Annotated in this window: 4 protein-coding genes; all 4 read left to right on the top strand. The window is 71.1% G+C overall.

Annotated elements, in window-relative coordinates; translation table 11 throughout:
- Nucleotides 1-3 precede the first annotated feature (3 nt).
- The 4 genes from MYMAC_RS21805 to MYMAC_RS21820 are packed head-to-tail and all read left to right on the top strand — an operon-like array spanning nt 4 to nt 21,497.
- Nucleotides 4-14,244, top strand: coding sequence for a non-ribosomal peptide synthetase (locus MYMAC_RS21805; RefSeq protein WP_095959482.1), 14,241 nt, complete (start codon nt 4-6; stop codon nt 14,242-14,244).
- A complete protein-coding gene (locus tag MYMAC_RS21810) occupies nt 14,237-18,397 on the top strand; it encodes a non-ribosomal peptide synthetase (protein ID WP_095959483.1) in 4,161 nt (1,386 codons plus the stop codon). Before MYMAC_RS21805 ends, MYMAC_RS21810 begins: the two co-directional genes overlap by 8 nt.
- Entirely contained in the window at nt 18,394-19,722 is a 1,329-nt protein-coding gene (locus MYMAC_RS21815) for an MFS transporter (protein ID WP_095959484.1), read from the top strand. Before MYMAC_RS21810 ends, MYMAC_RS21815 begins: the two co-directional genes overlap by 4 nt.
- A 44-nt stretch (nt 19,723-19,766) precedes the next feature.
- Nucleotides 19,767-21,497, top strand: coding sequence for a fatty acyl-AMP ligase (locus MYMAC_RS21820; RefSeq protein WP_095959485.1), 1,731 nt, complete (start codon nt 19,767-19,769; stop codon nt 21,495-21,497).
- Nucleotides 21,498-21,672 lie beyond the last annotated feature (175 nt).

Consider the following 21,672-nt stretch of genomic DNA (forward strand, 5'->3'; position numbering starts at 1 on the left):
GACATGACCGCTGAATCCTTCGTCTTCCCTGTCTCCTTCGCACAGCAGCGGCTGTGGTTCCTCCATCTGATGCAGCCGGAGAACCCGAGCTACCACATCGCCGGCGCCGTCCGGCTTGGTGGCGCGCTCGACACGGCGGCGCTTCAGCGCGCCTTCGACGTGCTGGTGGAACGGCACGAGTCACTCCGCACCACGTTCGCGCAGGAAGACGGTCAGCCCGTCCAGGTCGTCGCGCCCGAAGGCACCGCGTCCTTCACCGTCACGGACCTGTCAGCCGTGCCGCGGACCGAGCGCGAGGCGGAGGCGAAGCGGCTCGCCACCGAGGAGATTCGCCAGCCCTTTGATTTGATGAAGGGCCCGCTGCTGCGCGCGCGGCTGCTCCGGCTGGCGGACACCGACCACGTCCTGGTGCTGACGATGCACCACATCATCTCGGACGGTGCGTCGCTGGGCATCCTCATCCACGAGATGACGCAGCTCTACGGCGCGTTCGTCGCCGGACGGGAGCCGGAGCTGCCCGAGCTGCCCATCCAGTACGCGGACTATGCCGAGTGGCAGCGCGAGTGGCTGGCCACGGAGGGGGCGCTCGACGCGCATGTGGCGTACTGGAAGCAGCAGCTCGCGGGCGCGCCCGTGCTGCAGCTCCCCACGGACCGGCCGCGCCCGGCCATCCAGACGCAGCGTGGAGACGCCCTGCCCCTCCACCTGCCGACGGCGCTGGTGAAGTCACTCCAACAGGTGGGCCAGCGGGAGCGCGCCACGCTCTTCATGACGGTGCTGGCCGCGTACCAGGCCCTGCTGTCGCGCTACACGCACCAGACGGACGTCCTGGTGGGCGCGCCGCAGAACAGCCGCAACCGCGTCCAGACGGAGGGGCTCATCGGCTTCTTCGTCAACACGCTGGTGCTACGCGCGGACCTGTCCGGCAACCCGAGCTTCCGCGACCTGCTGCAGCGCGTGCGGGAGGCGACGCTGGGCGCGTACGCGCACCAGGAGATTCCCTTCGAGAAGCTGGTGGAGGCGGTGCAGCCCGCCCGCAACCTCGCGTACACGCCGCTGTTCCAGGCCGCGTTCAACTTCCAGGGCATGGCGGCCCAGGCGCTGGCCCTGCCCGGCGTCACCCTCCAGCAGCTCGACCTGCAGCCGGGCACGTCGAAGTTCGACGTGACGCTGGACCTCCAGGAGACCCCGGACGGACTGCGCGGCTTCGTCGAGTACAACAGTGACCTCTTCGACCGCGCGACGATGGAGCGCTTCGTGGGGCACTTCCAGACGCTGCTCGCGGGCGTCGCGGCCAACGCGGAGCTGCGGCTGGACGCCCTCCCGCTGCTCACGCCGCCCGAGCGCCACCAGCTCCTCGACGTCTGGCCGGCGCTGAAGGCCTTCCCGGGCACGGACACGCTGCATGGACGCTTCGAGGCCCAGGTGCGCCAGCGCCCCGACGCCATCGCGGTGGTCGCCGACGGCGCGCGCCTGACCTACGCGGAGCTGGACCGGCGGGCCAACCAGTTGGCCCACGCGCTGCTCGCGCGCGGCGTCCAGCCCGAGGGCCTGGTGGGCCTCTGCGTGGAGCGCTCCCTGGCCACGGTGGTGGGCATCCTCGGCATCCTGAAGGCCGGGGCCGCCTACGTGCCGCTCGACCCGACCTATCCCGCGGACCGGCTGGCCTTCATGGTGAAGGACAGCCGAATGGCGTGGGTCGTGACGCAGCGTCCGCTCATCGACCGGCTCCCCTCCGAGGGTGCCGCTCTGCTCGTCCTGGACGAGGCCACCGAGGAGCTGGCGCGCCAGCCCACGCACGCGCCCGGGCTCGCGACGACGCGGGAGCAGCTCGCCTACGTCATCTACACCTCCGGCTCCACGGGCCTGCCCAAGGGCTCCCTGCTCCCGCACGGCAACGTGCTGCGCCTGTTCGACGCGACGGAGCACTGGTTCCACTTCAACGAGAACGACGCGTGGACGCTGTTCCACTCGTACGCGTTCGACTTCTCCGTCTGGGAGCTCTGGGGCGCGCTGCTCCACGGCGGCCGGGTGGTGGTGGTGCCCTACCTCGTGTCGCGCTCGCCGGATGCCTTCTTCCGGCTCCTGAGCGACGAGCGCGTCACGGTGCTCAACCAGACGCCCGCGGCCTTCCGCCAGCTCATCCAGGCCGAGGAGCGCCTGGGCCCCGAGGCCCCGTCCCTGTCGCTGCGCTACGTCGTCTTCGGCGGCGAGGCGCTGGAGCCGGCCACCCTGGTCCCGTGGTTCCGCAAGCACGGGGACACCCAGCCGCGCCTCATCAACATGTACGGCATCACCGAGACGACGGTGCACGTCACCTTCCGTCCCATGGACGCCGCCGAGGCGGAGCGCACGCAGCAGAGCCCCATTGGCGTCGCGATTCCCGACCTCCAGCTCTACGTGCTGGACGCGCGGCTGGAGCCCGCCCCCATTGGCGTGGCGGGTGAAATCTTCGTCGGGGGCGCGGGCCTGGCGCGTGGCTACCTGGGACGTCCCCAGCTCACCGCGGAGCGCTTCGTCCCCCACCCGTTCAGCCGCGAGCCCGGCGCCCGGCTCTACCGCACGGGCGACCTGGCGCGCTTCACCGCGGACGGGCAGCTCGAGTACCTGGGCCGCATCGACCACCAGGTGAAGATTCGCGGCTTCCGTATCGAGCTGGGGGAAATCCAGACGGTGCTCAGCCTGCACCCGGCGGTGCGCGAAGCGCTGGTGCTGGTGCGTGAGAGCTCGCCGGGCAACAAGTCCCTGGTGGCCTACGTCGCGTCGTCCGCGCAGCCTCCGCCGAGCGTCAACGAGCTGCGCCAGCACCTGCTCGGCAAGCTGCCGGACTACATGGTGCCGAGCGCCTTCGTGCTGATGGAGCGCTTCCCACTCACGGCGAACGGCAAGGTCGACCGCCAAGCCCTGCCGGAGCCCGACGGCGCGCGGGCGGACCTGGCGGGCCAGTACGCCGCCCCCCGCAACCAGGTGGAGGAGGCCCTGTGCGCCATCTGGGCGCAGGTGCTGGAAGTGCCGCGCGTGGGCATCCACGACAACTTCTTCGCCCTGGGCGGCGACTCCATCCTGAGCATCCAGGTGCTCACGCTGGCGCAGAAGCAGGACCTCCGCTTCTCGTTGCAGCAGCTCTTCCAGCACCAGACGGTGGCGGCGCTGGCGGAGGCCGCTGGGAAGGCGGAGCCGGCGCGTGAGGTCTTCCCGCGCACCGAGCCCTTCAGCCTCATCTCCGCCGAGGACCGGGCGAAGCTGCCCGCGACCGTGGAGGACGCCTACCCGCTGGCCCGCATCCAGGCCGGCATGCTCTTCCACATGGAGCTGGCGCCCACCTCGAACATCTACCACAACACCGACAGCTTCCACCTGCGGCTGAAGACACCGTTCGACGCCGCGCGCTTCGAGGAAGCCGTGCAGGTGGTGACGGCGCGTCAGCCCGTGCTGCGCACGGCGTTCGACATGACGTCGTACAGCGAGCCGTTGCAGCTCGTGCACCGCGAGGCGCGGCTCTCCGTGGAGGTCACCGACGTCCGCCACCTGTCCACCGAGGCGCAGGACGCCGAGGTCCGCAAGCTGCTGGAGGACGAGAAGCAGCGCCACTTCGACCTCGCGTGCCCACCGCTGCTGCGCTTCTTCGTCCACATCCGGGGCGAACGGGACTTCCAGTTCACGCTCACGGAGTGCCACGCCATCATCGACGGTTGGAGCCTCCACTCCACGCTGGTGGAGATGTTCAACCACTACTACGCGCTGGTGAACCACCAGGAGCCGCCGCGCTTCGAGCCGCTGGGCATCACCTACCGCGACTTCGTGGCCATGGAGCGGCAGGCCCTGGCGTCCGAGGCGCACCAGCGCTACTGGCGCGAGCTGCTGGAGGACGGACAGGTCATGCGCGTGCCGCGCTGGCGCCGCCCGCTGGCGGAAGGCCAACCGCGCATCGCCACCGTCAAGGTGCCCATCTCCCCCGAGGTGGGTGAAGGACTCAACGCCCTGACGCGCACCGCGGGCGTGCCCTTCAAGAGCATCCTGCTCGCCTCGCACCTCAAGGTGATGAGCGTGCTGAGCGGCCAGGAGGACGTCATCACCGGCACGGGCGTCAACAGCCGCCCCGAGGAAGGGGATGGCTCGAAGCTGCGCGGCATCTTCCTCAACACCGTGCCCTTCCGCCTGAAGCTGGCCCCGGGGAGCTGGCTGTCACTGGTCCGCGCGGCCTTCGACGCGGAGCGCGCGCTGTACCCGTACCGGCGCTACCCCATGGCGGACATCCAGCGGCAGTGGGGCCGCGAGGCGCTCTACGAAGTCATGTTCAACTACATGCACTTCCACGTCCTCCACGACATCGCGGGCACGCTCGCGGAGCTGGAGGCGCTGAGCACCATCCGCTCCGAGGGCACCAACGTCACCCTCGCCGTCCACTTCCAGACCGAGCCCCACACGCAGGAGCTCACGCTGGAGCTGGACTACAACGCCGTGGAGCTGGAGCACGCCCAGGTGGAGCAGATTGGCGCGTGCTTCGCGCGCGTCCTCCACGCCCTGGCCTTCGAGCCCGAGGCGCTCCACCACACCTCCAGCCCGCTGCCCGCCGACGTCCAGCGCAGGATGCTGGTGGAGTGGAACGACACCGCCGCCGCGCTCCCCGTGGAGCCCACGTTCCTGGCCCTCTTCGAGGCCCGCGCCGCCGCCTCGCCAGACGCGCTCGCCGTGGTCGATGGCGAGCGGACGATGACGTATGGCGAGCTGGACGTGCGCGCCAATCAGCTCGCGCGTCACCTTGTGTCACTGGGCGCTGGCCCCGAGCGCGTGGTGGCGCTGGGGCTGGACCGCTCCGTCGAGCTGGTCACCAGCCTCCTGGCAACGCTCAAGGCCGGCGCGGCGTACCTGCCGCTGGACCCGAGCTACCCGGCTGAGCGCCTGGCCTACATGCTGTCCGACTCCCGCGCCGTGGTGCTGCTCACCACGCAGGCGCAAGCGGCCACGTTCGCGAGCGCCGACGTGGCCCGCGTCCTCGTGGAGCAGCAGGCGGCTTGGCCAGCGAACCTGCCTTCGAAGGCGCCTGCCGCACGCGCCAGCGGAGACTCACTGGCCTACGTCATCTACACCTCCGGCTCCACGGGCCTGCCCAAGGGCACGATGCTCACGCAGCGCGGCCTGCTCAACTACCTGACGTGGGCGCAGGACGCCTACGCGGTGAAGCCGGGCCAGGGCTCACTCGTCCATACGTCCATCGCGTTCGACGCCACCATCACCAGTCTGCTCACGCCGCTGCTCGCCGGAGCGGTGGTCCACCTGGTGCCGTCGGGGCGCGAGGTGGAGGCGCTCGCGCTCGCGCTTCAGCAGCCGCGAGGGCATGACCTGGTGAAGCTCACGCCGGCCCACCTCCAGGTGCTGTCCGGGCTGATGGCGCCGGAGGCGCTGGCGCGACTGACGGGCACCTTCGTCGTGGGCGGCGAAGCCCTGCCGCCGTCCACCGTGGACTTCTGGCGCGAGCACGCGCCGCGGGTCCGGCTCATCAACGAGTACGGACCCACGGAGACAGTGGTCGGCTGCTCCACCCACGACATCAGCGCGGGCGAGCTGCCCGATGGCATCGTCCCCATCGGTCGGCCCATCGCCAACACGGCGCTCTATGTCCTGGACGCGCGCATGCAGCCGGTGCCCGTGGGTGTCATGGGCGAGCTCTACATCGGCGGCACCGGCGTGGCGCGCGGCTACCTGGGCCGCCCTGCCCTCACCGCCGAGCGCTTCGTGCCGGACCCGTTCGGTCAGCAGCCAGGACAGCGGATCTATCGCACGGGCGACCAGGCCCGCTTCCTGCCAGACGGCACGCTGGAGTTCCTGGGCCGCCGCGACGGGCAGGTGAAGCTGCGCGGCTACCGCATCGAGCTGGGCGAAATCGAAGCCACGGTCCGCCAGCACGCGTCCGTGCGGGACGCCGTCGTCATCGTTCGCGAGGACGTGCCCGGCGACCAGCGGCTTGCCGCCTACTTCGTCCCGCACGCGGACGCGGCGGCGGACACGGCCGGACTGCGCGCCTTCCTCCAGCAGCGGCTGCCCGAGCACATGGTGCCCGCCGCCCTCGTCGCGCTGGAGGCCCTGCCCCTCACGCCCAATGGCAAGGTGGACCGCAAGGCCCTGCCTGTCCCAGACGGTCTGCTGTCCTCCGAGTCTCGCGCGGCGCCACGCAATGGCACCGAGGAGCTGATGGCCAGCATCTGGGCGGACGTGCTGCGCACCAACCGCGCTGGCATCCACGACCACTTCTTCGACCTGGGCGGCCACTCGCTGCTGGCCACGCGCGTGGTGTCGCGGATTCGCGAGGCCTTCGGCGTGGAGCTGCCCATCGCCGCGCTCTTCGAGGCGCCGACCATCGCCACGCTGTCGGAGCGGGTGCAGGCGCTCCAGGCCCAGCAGGCCGGTGAGGCGCCACCTCCGCCGCTCCAGCCCTTCCCGCGCGACGGCGAGCTGCCGCTGTCCTTCGCGCAGCAGCGCCTCTGGTTCCTGTACCAGATGGATCCGTCCAGCCCGTTCTACAACATGCCCGCCGTCATCCGGCTGACGGGCACGTTGGACCCGGACACCGTGCAGCGCTGCCTGGAGGCGCTCATCCGCCGCCACGAGTCGCTGCGCACGACGTTCCGGATGAATGGCCAGACGCCCGTCCAGGTCATCCACCCGCCCGCGGCGCCGACGGTCGAGACCCGCGACCTGCGCGGCCTGTCGCCCGAGCGCCGTGAAGTCGAAGCGCGCCGCCTGTCCGACGAAGAGGCCCGCAGGCCGTTCGACCTGACGCGCGGGCCGCTCTGCCGGATTGGCCTCATCCAGCTTGATGACCAGGAGCACCTGCTGCTGCTGACGCTGCACCACATCATCGCGGACGGGTGGTCGTTGTCCGTGCTGGTCCGCGAGGTCGCTGAGCTCTACGGCGCCATGTCCGCGGGCCAGCCGCCGCCGCTGGCCTACCTGCCCGTGCAGTACGCGGACTACGCGAAGTGGCAGCGCGAGTGGCTGTCGGGCCCCGTGCTCGAACGGCAGCTCGACTATTGGAAGCAGCGGCTCGCCGGGGCCCCGCCGAACCTGGACCTGCCCACGGACCGGCCTCGGCCGCCGGTGCAGAGCTTCCGGGGCGCCACGCACCAGGGGCTCCTGCTTCCGGTGGATGCAGCCAAGGCGTTGCAGGCGCTCTGCCGGAAGGAGAGCGTCACCCCGTTCATGGCGGTGATGGCGGCCTTCCAGGCGCTGCTGCACCGCTACACCGGCGAGACGGACATCGTCGTCGGCACGGACATCGCCAACCGAAACCGCTCCGGCACCGAAGGCCTCATCGGCTTCTTCGTCAACCAGCTCGTCATGCGGGGCGACTTGAGCGGCGACCCCAGCTTCCGCGCGCTGCTGGCGCAGACGCGGCGGGTGGCGCTCGACGCCTACGCGCACCAGGACCTCCCCTTCGAGGAGCTGGTGAAGGCGCTCAACCCGGAGCGCGACCTCAGCTACTCGCCGCTGTTCCAGGTGAAGCTCATCCTCCAGAACGCGCCGTCCTCCGACCTCCACCTGGACGGACTGACGCTGCGCGAGGAGACCAGCACCACCGGCGCCGCCAAGTTCGACATGACGTGGGTGGCCACCGAGACGGCGCAGGGCCTGGAGTGCCTGTGCGAGTACAGCACCGACCTGTTCGACGCGGCCACCATCGACCGGATGATGGGCAACCTGCGCGAGCTGCTCCTGGGCGCCATGGCCGCGCCCGACGCGCACGTCTCCCGCCTCCCGCTGCTCTCCCAGCCGGAGCGTCAGCAGGCGCTGCTCGCGTGGAACGACACGGCCACGCCCCGCGCCGCGGGCGTCTGCGCGCACCACCTCTTCGAGCAGCAGGCGGCGAAGACGCCCGACGCGGTGGCGGTCTCCTTCGAGGGGCAGCAGCTCACCTACCGGGAGCTGGACGCCCGGGCGAACCAGCTCGCCTGGCACCTGAAGGCGTCCGGCGTGGGCCCCGAGGTCCGCGTGGGCCTGTGCGTGGACCGCTCGCTGGAGCTGGTGGTGGGCATCCTCGGCATCCTCAAGGCCGGGGGCGCATGGCTGCCGCTGGACCCGTCGTACCCGGTGGAGCGCCTGACGCTGATGATGCGCGACGCCGCCATCCCGGTGCTCGTCACGCAGGAGCACCTGGCGGATGAGCTCCCCGCGCTCGGGCTGCTGGTCTGCATGGACACGGACTGGCCGCTCATCGCCAGCCAGCCCCAGACGCCGCCCACGGTGGCGATGTCGGAGGACAACCTCGCGTACATCATCTTCACGTCCGGTTCGACGGGGCGGCCCAAGGGCACGCTGCTGACGCACCGGGGCCTGTGCAACACGGCGCTGGCCGCCATCCAGGCCCACCGCGTCCACGAGAAGAGCCGCGTGTTGCAGTTCGCCGCCTTCGGCTTCGACGCCTCGGTGTGCGAGGTCTTCTCCACGCTGCTCGCGGGCGCGCGGCTCTGCCTCGCGCCTCGGGATGCCATCATGCCCGGCGCGCCCCTCCAGCGCCTGCTCGCCGCGCAGGAGATCACCGGCGTCACGCTGACGCCGTCGGTGCTGGCGCAGTTGGAGCCGGAGACGTTGCCGAAGCTGGAGAGCGTCGTCTCCGCGGGCGAGGCGTGCTCGCCGGAGCTGGCGCGCCGGTGGCTGAAGTCCTGCCGCTTCATCAACGCCTACGGCCCCACCGAGACGACCATCTGCGCGTCGGTGGACGAGGCGGTGGATCCCGACCGGCTGGGCATCGGCCGCGCGTGGGCCAACGTCCGGCTCTACGTGCTGGATGGCGAGCTGCAGCCGGTGCCCGTGGGCGTGCCGGGGGAGCTGTTCATCGGCGGCGTGGGCGTCGCGCGCGGCTACCTGGGCCGTCCGGACCTGAGCGCCGAGCGCTTCGTGCCGGACCCGTTCGCGGTGGAGCCCGGAGGACGGCTGTACCGGACGGGAGACCGGGTGCGCTGGCTGCCCGAGGGCCGCCTGGAGTTCCTGGGCCGCCTGGACCACCAGGTGAAGCTGCGCGGCTTCCGCATCGAGCTGGGTGAAATCGAAGCGGCGCTGGCCGCGCACCCGGAGGTGCGGGACGCCGCGGTGCTGGTGCGCGAGGAGTCGCCGGGCCGCAAGCAGCTCGTGGCCTACGTCGTCGCCGATGACGTGGAGCAGCCGCCCGAGCAGGACACCCTGCGCCGGGCCCTGGAGGCGCGCCTGCCCGAGTACATGGTGCCGTCCGCCTTCATCATGCTGAAGGAGATGCCGCTGACGTCCAGCGGCAAGGTGGACCGCAAGGCCCTGCCCTCGCTGGCCCAGGAGCAGGTGAAGAAGGAGCACGTCCACGTCGCGCCACGCGACCCGGTGGAGCAGACGCTGGCGGACATCTGGGCGACGGTGCTCTCCCGCGAGCGCGTCAGCATCCACGACAACTTCTTCGAGCTGGGGGGCGACTCCATCGTCAGCATCCAGGTCATCGCGCGGGCCCTGGAGGCCGGGCTGCACATCAGCCCGCGCCAGTTCTTCCAGTACCAGACCATCGCCGCCCTGGCCCCGCACGTGGGACAGGCCCAGGTCGTGGAGAGCGAGCAGGGCCCGGTGACGGGCGCCGTCCCGCTCACGCCCATCCAGCACTGGTTCTTCGAATGGGGGCTCCCGCACCTCCACCACTACAACCAGGCGCTGCTGCTGAGCCTGCGCCAGCCCGTCGCGACGTCCGTGCTCCAGGACGCGCTGCGGGCCCTGCTCGCGCACCACGACGCGCTCCGCATGCGCTTCGAGCGGACCGCCGACGGCTGGCGGCAGGAGAACCTGGGCCTCGACAGCACCGTGACGCTGCGCGAGGTGGACCTGTCCGCGCTGGACGAGGCCGCCCAGCGCACGGCCTTGGAGGAGGAGGGACAGCGCGCGCAGTCGGGCTTCCGGTTGGACGAGGCCCCGCTCGTGGCCGCGGTGCGCTTCCACCTGGGGCCACAGCGTGGCGACCGGTTGCTGCTCGCCATCCATCACCTCGCGGTGGACGCCGTGTCCTGGCGTGTGCTGCTCATGGACCTGGAGACGGCGTGCCAGCAGCTCAGCCAGGGACAGCCGGTGGCGCTGCCGCCGAAGACGACGTCGTTCCAGGCCTGGGCTCGCCGCCTGGAGTCCTTCGCCGCCAGCGCGGAGCTGGAGCACGAGGCCGATGAATGGCTGCGCCAGGCCGAAGACGCGGCGCCGCTCCCTTTGGACAGCGCGAACGGCGACAACACGCTGGCGTCCGCGCGCACGCTGACGGTGGCGCTGGAGGCCGACGAGACGCGCCTGCTGCTGCAGGAAGCGCCGACCGCCTGGCGTGCCCGCATCGACGAGGTGCTGTTGACGGCGCTCACGCAGGCCCTCTCCCTGTGGACGGGGCAGCGCCGGCTGCGTGTCCAACTGGAAGGCCATGGCCGCGAGGACCTCTTCGAGGGCGTGGACCTGAGCCGCACCGTGGGCTGGTTCACCAGCGCCTACCCGGTGACGCTGGAGCTGCCCCGGGATGGCAGCGTCGGCGACGAGCTCCGCGCCGTGCGGGACTCGCTGCGGAAGGTGCCGCGCAAGGGCCTGGGCTACGGCCTCGTGCGCTACCTGCGCCAGGACGAGCGCGGCGCCCGGCTCCGCGCGCAGCCGGAGGCGCAGGTCGCCTTCAACTACCTGGGCCAGCTCGACTCGGCCCTGCCCACCTCGTCGCTGCTGGCGCCCGCGGATGAGGCCTTCGGCGCGCAGCAGGGCGCGCTCGGTCAGCGGCGGCAGGTGCTGGAGGTGAATGCCCACGTCCTGGGCGGCAAGCTGGAGGTGTCCTTCACCTACAGCGAGGCGCTGCACCAGCGCACCACGGTGGGCGCCCTGGCTCGGGGCTACCTCCAGGCGCTCCGGGCCCTGGTGGACCAGCGGCGGAGCGAGGACGCGGCGCGCTTCTCCCCGGCGGACTTCCCGCTGGCGAAGGTGACGCAGGCCACGCTCAACGGCCTGATGCAGTCACACCCGGGGATGGAGGACCTGTACCCGCTGTCGCCCATGCAGCAGGGCATGCTGTTCCACGCCATGCTCGACCCGGACTCGGGGATGTACTTCGAGCGCGCGGCGTGGACGCTGGACGCGGACCTGAACCGCGAGGCGCTGCGCGAGGCCTGGCAGCAGGTGATGGCGCGCTACCCCATCCTCCGCACCAGCTTCGTCGGTGAGGAGCTGGAAGCGCCGCTCCAACTGGTGAACCGCACGGCCGTGCTGCCGTGGGACGAGCAGGACTGGAGCCACCTGCCCGAGCCGGAGCAGCAGGCCCGGCTGACGGCGTGGATGGACGCCGACCGGAAGCGGGGCTTCAACGTGAAGCAGGCGCCCCTGATGCGCGTGGGCGTGCTGCGCCTGGGCCGCCGGACGTGGCGCGTGGTGTGGAGCTTCCACCACCTCCTGCTCGACGGCTGGAGCGTGGGCCGCGTGCTCAACGAGATGCTGGCCCTCTACGACGGACTGCTCCGCCAGCAGCCGGTGCGCCTGGAGCAGCCGCCGACGTTCCGCGACTACATCGCCTGGCTCCAGGGCCGGGAGATGTCGCAGGCGGAGTCCTGGTGGAAGCAGGCCCTGCTCGGCTTCGGTGAGCCCAACCCGCTCCCCGGTGAGGCGGGAGGCCAGGCGCGCACCGCGCCGCAGGTCATGGGCGAGCGCAAGGTCCACGTGTCCGCCGAGGTGACGGAGCAGCTCCGCGCCTTCTCGCGGCGACACCAGGTGACGCTCAGCACCCTGGTCCAGGCGGCCTGGGCCCTGGTGCTCGGACGCCACGCGGGGCAGGACGACGTCGTCTTCGGCGTCACCGTGGCCGGCCGCCCGCCCGAGCTGCCGGGCGTGGAGCAGATGGTGGGCCTGTTCATCAACACGCTGCCGGCCCGCGTGTCCCTGCCGGCCCAGAGCAAGGTGGTGGACTGGCTGAAGGCGCTCCAGGCGTGGCAGGTGGAGCGCGCGCCGTTCGAGTACGCGCCGCTGGTGAAGGTCCAGGGCTGGAGCCAGGTGCCGCGCGGCACGCCGCTCTTCGAGAGCCTCGTCGTCTTCGAGAACTACCCCGTGGAGGACTCGGTGCGGCAGGGCGCGGGCGCGCTGGAGGTGCGCGACGTCACCGCCCAGGAGCGCACCAACTACCCGCTGACGCTCTCCGCCCACGCGGACAAGGAGCTGATGCTGAACCTGGACTTCGAGTCTCCGCGCCTCGGCGTGGAGGCCATGGAGCGGCTGCTGGCGCAGCTCCAGATTGTCCTGGTGGGCATCCTCGACGCGGAGGACAAGCGCCTGTGGGAGCTGTCGCTGCTCACGCACGAGGCGCGCCGCGAGGTGCTGTTCGACTGGAACGACACGCGTGTCCCCGGGCTGGGTGCCTGCCTCCACGAGCTGTTCGAGGCCCAGGCGCGGCGGACGCCGGACGCCATCGCCGTGGTGGCGCCGGAGGCGGGCTCGCTCACCTACGGGCAGCTCGACGCGAAGGCGAACCAGCTCGCGCACCACCTGCGTGCCCGGGGCATTGGCCCCGAGGTGCTGGTGGGCGTGTGCCTGGAGCGGACCCCCGAGCTGCTGGTGGCGCTGCTGGGCATCCTCAAGGCGGGCGGCGCCTACGTCCCGCTCGACCCCACCTACCCGGCTGAACGCCTGGCGCGCATGGCCTCCGAGGCCCGGCTGTCGCTGCTGCTCACCCAGCAGTCCCTGGTGGAGGCCTTCGCCAACCCCGAGGTGTCCCTCTACCTGCTGGACACGGAGGCACCGGCGCGCGCCGCGCTGTCCCCGCAGGCGCCCACGCGGCTCACCACGCCCGACGGGCTGGCCTACGTCGTCTTCACCTCCGGCTCCACGGGCACGCCCAAGGGGGTGATGGTCTCCCACCGGAGCTGGGCCAACGCGTACCTGGGCTGGGAGCGGAGCTACGGCCTGCGCGAGCACTGCCGCGGCCATCTCCAGATGGCCAGCTTCTCCTTCGACGTGTTCGCGGGCGACCTGTCCCGCGCGCTGTGCTCGGGCGGCAAGCTGGTGTTGTGCCCGCGGGAGTGGCTGCTCGAACCACCTCGGCTACTCGCGCTGATGAAGGAGCAGGCCGTGGACTGCGCGGAGTTCGTCCCCGCCGTGCTGCGCGGGCTGCTCCAGCACCTGGAGGAGACGGGCCAGAAGCTGGACTTCATGCGCGTCCTCGTGGCGGGCTCCGACGCCTGGTACGTGAACGAGTACCACCGGCTCCAGGCCGTCATTGGCGACGACACGCGGCTCATCAACTCGTACGGCGTCAGCGAGGCCACCATCGACAGCACGTGGTTCGAGAGCGGCGAGCTGGGCCTCGCCGAGACGCAGCTCGTCCCCATTGGCCGGCCCTTCGCGAACAACCGGCTCTACGTGTTGGACGCGCACCAGCAGCCGGTGCCCGCGGGCATCGCGGGCGAGCTCTTCATCGGCGGCGAGGGCGTGGCGCGGGGCTACTGCCGCCGTCCCGACCTGACGGCGGAGCGCTTCGTGCCCGACCCGTTCTCCACCGAGCCCGGCGCGCGGCTCTACCGCACGGGCGACCGCGCGCGGTATCTCTACAGCGGGGACCTGGAGTTCCTCGGCCGCGCGGACACACAGGTGAAGCTGCGTGGCTTCCGCGTGGAGCTGGGCGAAATCGAGTCGGCGCTCGGCAAGCACCCGGCCGTCCAGGGCGCGGTGGTGCTGCTGCGCGAGGACCCGGGGACGCCGCGCCGGCTCGTCGCGTACGTGGTGGGGCCGGACCTCCACGACACGGCGGTGCTCCGCGACCACCTGCGAGAGCGGCTGCCGGACTACATGGTGCCCGCCGTCTTCGTCCGGCTGGAGGCCATCCCCCTCAGCCCGAATGGCAAGGTGGACCGCAAGGCCTTCCCGGCGCCGGACGCGGCGCAGCGCACGGGCGAGCAGCAGCTCGTCGAGCCCCGCTCGGAGACGGAGGCGAGCCTGCTCACGCTCTGGAAGGAGGTGCTGGGCCTGACGTCGCTGGGCGTCACGGACGACTTCTTCGACGTGGGCGGGCACTCGCTGCTGGCCACGCAGATCATCTCGCGCACCAACGCGATGTTCCAGGTGACGCTGCCGCTGCGGGTCCTCTTCGAGAACCCCACCATCGCGGGGCTGGCGGAGCAGGTGGTGCTCTCGCAGTTGGAGGGCGTGGACGAAGCCGCGCTGGCCTCCGCCATGGAGGAGGTCGGCGACCTGTCGGACGCGGACCTGGCGAAGCTCCTGGAGGGGACGAATGAGTGAGCTGCTCAAGAAGCTCGCGGGCCTTCCCCCCGAGAAGCGCGAGGCCATCCTCAAGAAGCTGCGCCAGCAGAACGTGGTCGCCGCGCCGAAGGAGGAGGCCCGCGCGCCCGGCATCCCGCGCGTGTCCCGGGAGCAGCCGCTGCCGCTCTCCTTCCCGCAGCGCCGGCTCTGGTTCCTGGACCAGTTCGAGCCCGGCACGCCCGCCTACAACATCCCGGAGTTCGTGCGCCTCACGGGGCCGCTCCACGTCCCCTCCCTGGAGCGGGCGCTGAACGAGGTCATCCGGCGCCATGAGGTGCTGCGGACGACGTTCGTCGCGGAGGACGGCGAGCCCCGGCAGCGCATCCTCCCGGCGCTGACGCTGTCCCTGGGCGTGCTGGACCTGAGCTACCTGCCCGGCGCCAGGCGCGAGCCGCTGTGTCAGGAGCTGGCGCTCCAGCTCGCGGGGACGTCCTTCGACCTCGCCGCGGGCCCGCTGCTCCACGCGAGGCTCGTCCGCATGGGCGAGGAGGACCACGTCCTCCTGCTGGTGGTGCACCACATCGTGTCGGACGGCTGGTCCACCGGCATCTTCATCCAGGAGCTGACGGCGCTCTACGCCGCCTTCTCGCGGGACAAGCCGTCACCGCTGCCGGAGCTGCCGCTCCAGTATGCGGACTTCGCGGCCTGGCAGCAGCAGTGGATGCAGGGCGATGTGCTGACTGCCCAGCTCGACTACTGGCGCCGCCAGCTCGAAGGCAGCGACAGCGCGCTCATGCTGCCCACGGACCGGCCGCGGCCTCGCGTCCGCACCTACGCGGGCGGCAAGCAGGGCTTCCAGGTGGACCCCGGCGTGGCCCAGCACCTGAAGGCGCTGGGGACGCAGGAGAAGGCGTCGCTCTACATGGTGCTGCTGGCGGCGCTCCAGACGCTGCTCCACCGCTACACGCGTGAGCCGCGCGTCAGCGTGGGCACGTACATCGCGAACCGGAACCGGACTGAGGTGGAGCCGCTCATCGGCTTCTTCCTCAACACGCTGGTCATGCGCACGGGGCTCGAGGGCAACCCCAGCTTCCGGGAGCTGCTGCGGCGCGTGGTGGACGTGACGCTGGGGGCCTACGCCCACCAGGACATCCCGTTCGAGAAGCTGCTGGAGGAGCTGGCCCCGTCGCGAGACACCAGCCACTCTCCCTTCTTCCAGGTGATGCTGGTGCTGCAGAACACGCCCACGCCGCCCGCGGAGCTGGGCGCGCTGCGCATGGAGTCCTTCAGCGTCTCCGGTGAAGCCTTCGCCCAGTTCGATTTGACGCTCTGGTTCTCCGAGGAGGCCGGAGGGCTGCAAGGCATCTGGGAGTACAACCGGGACCTCTTCGACGCCGCCACCGTGGAGCGGATGGTCGCCCACTTCCAGACGCTGCTCGCGGGCATCGCTTCGAATCCGGGCCAGCGGCTCCTGGACCTGCCGCTGCTCCCCGCAAGCGAGCGCCAGCGCATCCTGCGTGAATGGAACCAGGCCCGGCTCGACGTGCCCGCGGGCACCTGCCTCCATCACCTCATCGAGGCGCACGCGGCGCGAACGCCCGGCGCCATCGCCGTCACGGACGCCGAGCGCCGGCTCACCTATGCGGAGCTGAACGCCCGGGCCAACCAACTGGCGCACCACCTCCGCGCCATGGGCGTGGGCCCGGAGCGCATCACCGGCGTCTTCCTGGACCGCTCCGTGGACATGGTGGTGGCGGTGCTCGCCGTGCTCAAGGCGGGCGGCGCCTACGTGCCGCTGGACCCGTCGTATCCACCCGAGCGCACGGCGTTGATGCTCGAGGACAGCCGGCCCGCGGTGCTCGTCACCCGCCAGGCGCTGGCGGCGCTCCTCCCCGCGCCGCTGCCGCCGGTGGTGCGCATCGACACGGACGCGGAGGCCATCGCCGCGCGGCCCGCCACCACCCCCGAGGGCGGCGCGAGCCCCGAGCACCTGGCCTACGTCGTCTACACGTCCGGCTCCACGGGCCGCCCCAAGGGCGTGATGATTTCGCACCGGAGCTTCACCAACGCCTTCCTCGCGTGGGAGCGCGACTACCGGCTCCCCGAGCTGCGCGCGCACCTCCAGATGGCGAGCTTCTCCTTCGACGTGTTCTCCGGCGACCTCGCCCGGGCGCTCGGCTCGGGGAAGACGTTGGTGCTCTGCCCTCGAGACTGGTTGCTGGAGCCCGAGAAGCTCTACGGGCTGATGCGGCGCGAGCAGGTGGACGCGGGCGAGTTCGTCCCCGCCGTGGTCCGCCTGTTGATGGGGCACCTCCAGGAGCGCGGGCTCCGCCTGGACTTCATGCGGCTGCTCATCGTCGGCTCGGACACCTGGGACATGCGCGAGTACCACCAGCTCCGAGGCCTGTGCGGCCCGGACACCCGGCTGGTCAGCTCCTACGGCCTGAGCGAAGCCACCATCGACAGCACGTACTTCGAGCAGCCCGAGCCCACGCCCAGCGAACAGATTGTTCCCATTGGCCGCCCCTTCGCCAACTCGCGGATGTACCTGCTGGACGCCGCGATGCAGCCGGTGCCCATCGGCATCCCAGGCGAGCTGTTCGTGGGAGGAGAAGGCCTCGCGCGTGGTTACTCAGGGCAGCCGACCCTGACCGCCGAACGCTTCGTGCCCGACCCGTTCAGCGCCACGCCGGGCGCGCGGCTGTACCGGACGGGCGACCTGGCGCGCTACATGGCGGACGGCACCCTCGCCTTCATCGGCCGCAACGACACGCAGGTGAAGCTCCGCGGCCATCGCATCGAGCTGGATGAAATCAAGGCGAAGCTCCTGGAGCATCCGGCGGTCCAGTCCGTGGAGCTGCTCGTCCATGAGGACGCGGGCAACAAGCAGCTCGTGGCCTACCTCACGCTCACCGCGCGGGACGCGGCCTCGGCGGACGACTTGCGACAGCACCTCAAGAAGCACCTGCCGCCGTACATGGTGCCCGCGGCCTTCGTCATCCTGGACGCCTTCCCGCTCACGCCCAACGGCAAGGTGGACCGGAAGGCGCTGCCCGCGCCGGTCAGCGTCCGCCGCGACGCGCAGGAGGGCTATGTGGCCCCACGCGACGACGTGGAGACACGGCTCGCGGCCCTCTGGGAGGAGCTGCTGTCGGTGCGTCCCATCGGCGTGCACGACAACTTCTTCGACCAGGGCGGCCACTCGCTGCTGGCCGTCCGGCTGATGGTGCGCATCCGCGAGCAGTTCGGCCGCGCCCTCCCGCTGTCGGTCCTCTTCCAGAACCCCGCGCTGGAGCAGCTCGCGAAGGCGCTCCAGGAAGAAGCCGCGCCTCGGCCGTGGTCGCCGTTGGTGACGCTCCAGGCAGGCGGTGACCGCCCCGCGCTGTTCTGCGTGCCAGGTGCCGGTGGCAATGCCGTCTATCTCCGCGAGCTGGCGCAATCCCTGGGCCCCACCCTGCCCGTGCATGCCTTCCAGGCAAGAGGACTGGATGGACGCGCGGAGCCGCACCGCTCCGTCGAGGAGATGGCGGCGTGCTACGTGGCGGCGCTCAGGCAGGTGCAACCCCAGGGCCCCTACCACCTGCTGGGCCACTCCTTCGGAAGCTGGGTCGCCTTCGAGATGGCGCAGCAGCTCCGGAAGCAGGGCGAGACAATCGCCTTCCTGGGCATCCTCAACACCACCGTCCCCGTGAACGAGGTGCCACCAACCGAGGCGCCCGCGCTCGACGACGCCGACTGGATGGCGTCCGTCGCGAGCACCGCGGGCCGGCTCTACGGCGTGAACCTGGACGTCTCCGCCGAGGCGCTGCGGCCCCTGTCCGCGGAAGCGCGTCGCGAGCTCCTGACGCGCCGCTTGGTGCAAGCGGGCCTCCTTCCCGAGGGCGCGGACAGCCAGCAGGTGCAGGGCTTCATCGACGTCTACAAGGCCGCGTACCAGATTGACTACGTCCCCCGGGACACCCTCCCCGTGCCGGTCGCCCTCTTCCGGGCCCAGGAGCGGCACGAGGAGGACGGCATCGTCCCCGAGTCCTTCACCGGCGATCCGACCTGGGGCTGGGGCCGCCACGCCTCCGAAGCCGTCACGCCCGTGACGGTGCCCGGAGACCACATGACGATGCTGGCCGCGCCGCACGTCCAGGTGCTGGCGGAGCACGTGCGCCAGGGGCTCCTCCGGGCCGGAGCCCGTCAATGACGGCGGCTCCGTCCTTCCCCCTGAAGTCCGCCGTCGCCATCTGGCTGGGACAGGTGCTGTCCCTGCTGGGCTCGGGGCTGACGAGCTTCGCGCTCGGCGTGTGGACGTACAAGACGACGGGGGATGTGACGCAGTACGCGCTGGTCATGCTCGCCGCGACCTTGCCTGGCATCCTGCTCGGGCCGGTGGCCGGCGCGCTCGTGGACCGTTGGAACCGCCGCTGGGTGATGGTGCTCAGCGACACGGCCGCGGGATTGTCGAGCCTGGCGCTGGCGCTGCTGCTGTTCAACGGACTGCTCCAACCCTGGCACGCCTACGTGACGACGGCCGTCGTGTCCACGGCGAGCGCGTTCCAGCAGCCCGCCTTCGCCGTGCTCGTCTCCACCGTGGTGCCGCAGCAGCACCTGGGACGGGCCAACGGGCTGGTGCAGGTCGGGCTCGCGTTCTCACAGCTCGTGGCGCCCCTGTTGAGCGCCACCCTGCTGGAGGTCATCGAGCTCAAGGGCATCCTGCTCATCGACGCGACCACCCTCGTGCTCGGCACGCTGCCCCTGCTGCTGGCGCGCATCTCCCGGGAGCACCTGGTGTCGTCCTCCGGCGAGGCGCACCCGTCCCTGCTGGAGTCCGTCCGGGCGGGCGGCGCCTACCTGCGCGCGTCACCGGGGCTGCTGGCGCTCATCGGCTTCCTCGCGGTCAGCAACTTCCTGACCGGCACGGTGGAGGTCCTCGTCACGCCGCTGGTCCTGTCCTTCGCGGACGTGCGGACGCTGGGCGCGCTCACCACGGCCGGGGGGGTGGGCATGTTGGGAGGGAGCGTCCTCATCAGCGCCTGGGGCGGCCCCAAGCGGTTGGTGCATGGCGTGCTCGGGTTCCAGTTCACCTGTGGGCTCGCGCTCGTCTGTGTCGGGCTGGCCACCGCCGTCCCCGTGCTGGCGGGCGTCGCCTTCGCGTTCTTCTTCGGCCTCCCCATCATCAACGGCGCCAGCCAGGCGCTCCTCCAGCGCATCGTGCCGCTGGCGCTGCGGGGCCGTGTCTTCGCCTTCACCGGCACCATCACCGGCGCCATGTTGCCGTTGGCGTATTCCATATCCGGGCCGCTGGCGGACCACGTCTTCGAGCCGGCCATGGCCTCGGGAGGAAGCCTCGTCCCGCTGCTGGGCCCCCTGCTCGGTGAGGGCCCAGGCCGAGGCATCGCCTTGATGTTCGTCATCGCGGGAGCGCTGTCGCTCCTGCTGACGCTGCTGTCCACGCTCTACCGGCCGCTGCGTGAGCTGGAGGCGCCCCTTCCGGACGCGCCTTCCGCCGCGCCGGCGATGAACCCCTGATTGATACCCCACCCCGTTCCAGGTCTTCCTCAAGGAGCCCCGCCGTGCCGAGTCCCAGCCATTCCGTGCAGACCCTCACCGACCTGCTGCGCTGGCGCGCCTCGAACCAGCCCGAGGCCAACGCCTATACCTACCTCCAGGATGGAGAAGGCCAGGAACTCACCTGGACCTATCGCGAGCTGGACCGCCAGGCCCGCGCCATCGCCGCGGCGCTCCAGGAGCACAAGGGCGCCGGTGAGCGGGCGCTGCTGCTGTATCCGCCGGGGCTCGACTACATCGCGGCGTTCTTCGGCAGCCTGTACGCGGGCGTCGCCGCGGTGCCGGCCTATCCGCCCGCGCAGCTCCAGGCCGTCAACCGCATCCTCTCCATCCTCCAGGACGCGAAGCCTCGCTTCGCGCTCACCACGCGCGAAATCCTGGAGAGCGTGAATGCGCTGGCGGACGCCTACCCGGTGCTGCGCGACATCCGCTGGATTGCCACGGACGCGCTGGAGGAAGGACTGGAGGACGGCTGGAAGCGCCCGGCCATCACCGGCGATTCGCTGGCCTTCCTCCAGTACACCTCCGGCTCCACGTCGACGCCCAAGGGCGTGATGGTGCTGCACCGGAACCTGATGTCCAACGAGTCGATGATTCAGCAGGGCTTCAGCCACGACGAGCAGACGACGGTGTGCGGCTGGCTGCCGCTGTACCACGACATGGGCCTCATCGGCACGGTGCTCCAGCCGATGTACATGGGCGTCCACTCCGTCGTGATGTCGCCCTGGTCCTTCCTGCAGCGGCCCATCCGCTGGCTGTCCGCCATCACGAAGTACCGCGCGACGACCAGCGGTGGTCCCAACTTCGCCTATGCGCTCTGCACGCGGAAGGTGAAGCCGGAGCAGCTCGCGTCGCTGGACCTGAGCTCCTGGCGCGTGGCCTTCAATGGCGCCGAGCCCGTGCGCGCGGAGACGCTGTCGCAGTTCGCGGACACCTTCGCGCCCGCGGGCTTCCGGCGGGAGGCCTTCTACCCCTGCTATGGGCTGGCGGAGGCGACGCTGTTCGTGTCGGGAGGCCTCGCCTCCGAAGTGCCACGCGGCCTCACCGTGGAAGCGGCGGCGCTGGAACAGAACCGCGTCGTGCCGGCGCAGCCGGGCCCGTCCACCTGGACCTTCGTCAGCGCCGGGCGAAGCTGGGGGGACTGCCTCATCCGCATCGTGAATCCGGAGACGCTGGTGGCCTGCGCCCCGAACGAGGTGGGCGAAATCTGGACGGCCGGTCCCCACGTCACCCACGGCTACTGGGGCCGCGAGGACACGAACGCGGAGACCTTCCAGGCCCGCATCCAGGGCAGCGAGGAAGGCCCCTTCCTGCGCACCGGCGACCTGGGCTTCATGATGGACGGCGAGCTGTACGTCACGGGCCGCATCAAGGACCTCATCATCGTCGACGGCCGGAACCACTACCCACAGGACATCGAGCTGACGGCCGAGCGCCAGCACGAGGCCCTGCGTCCCGGCTGCTCGGTGGCGTTCTCCGTCGACCACCCGGAGGGAGAGCGGCTGGTGGTGCTGGTGGAGGTCAACGCCCGCCACGCACCGGCCGACCCCGGCGCGGACGCGAGCGCGCTCCAGAAGACCCTCCGGCAGGCGGTGGCCGCCGCACACTCCGTGGATGTCCACGAGGTCGTCCTGCTCCAGCAGGGCGAGGTCCTCAAGACGTCCAGCGGCAAGGTCCAGCGGCGCGCGTGCAAGGCGAAGTACCAGGAGGGCAGCCTCCAGCGCTGGCCGGCGTAGCGCGTCCGCGGCCCTGAAGCAGGCCCTCGCTACCGGCGAGGGCCGTGGCTTGACCCGGACCTCCGGAATCGGCTCACCCGCGGACAGTCCGGGAGCGAATCGGACTCGCTGCCATGCTGGCGCCTTGTCTGCGCGCGCCGGCTGAGGCATCCGGTAGGAGGCGGGAGACAGCACC

It is taken from the genome of Corallococcus macrosporus DSM 14697, assembly GCF_002305895.1.
Taxonomy (GTDB): Bacteria; Myxococcota; Myxococcia; order Myxococcales; family Myxococcaceae; genus Myxococcus; species Myxococcus macrosporus.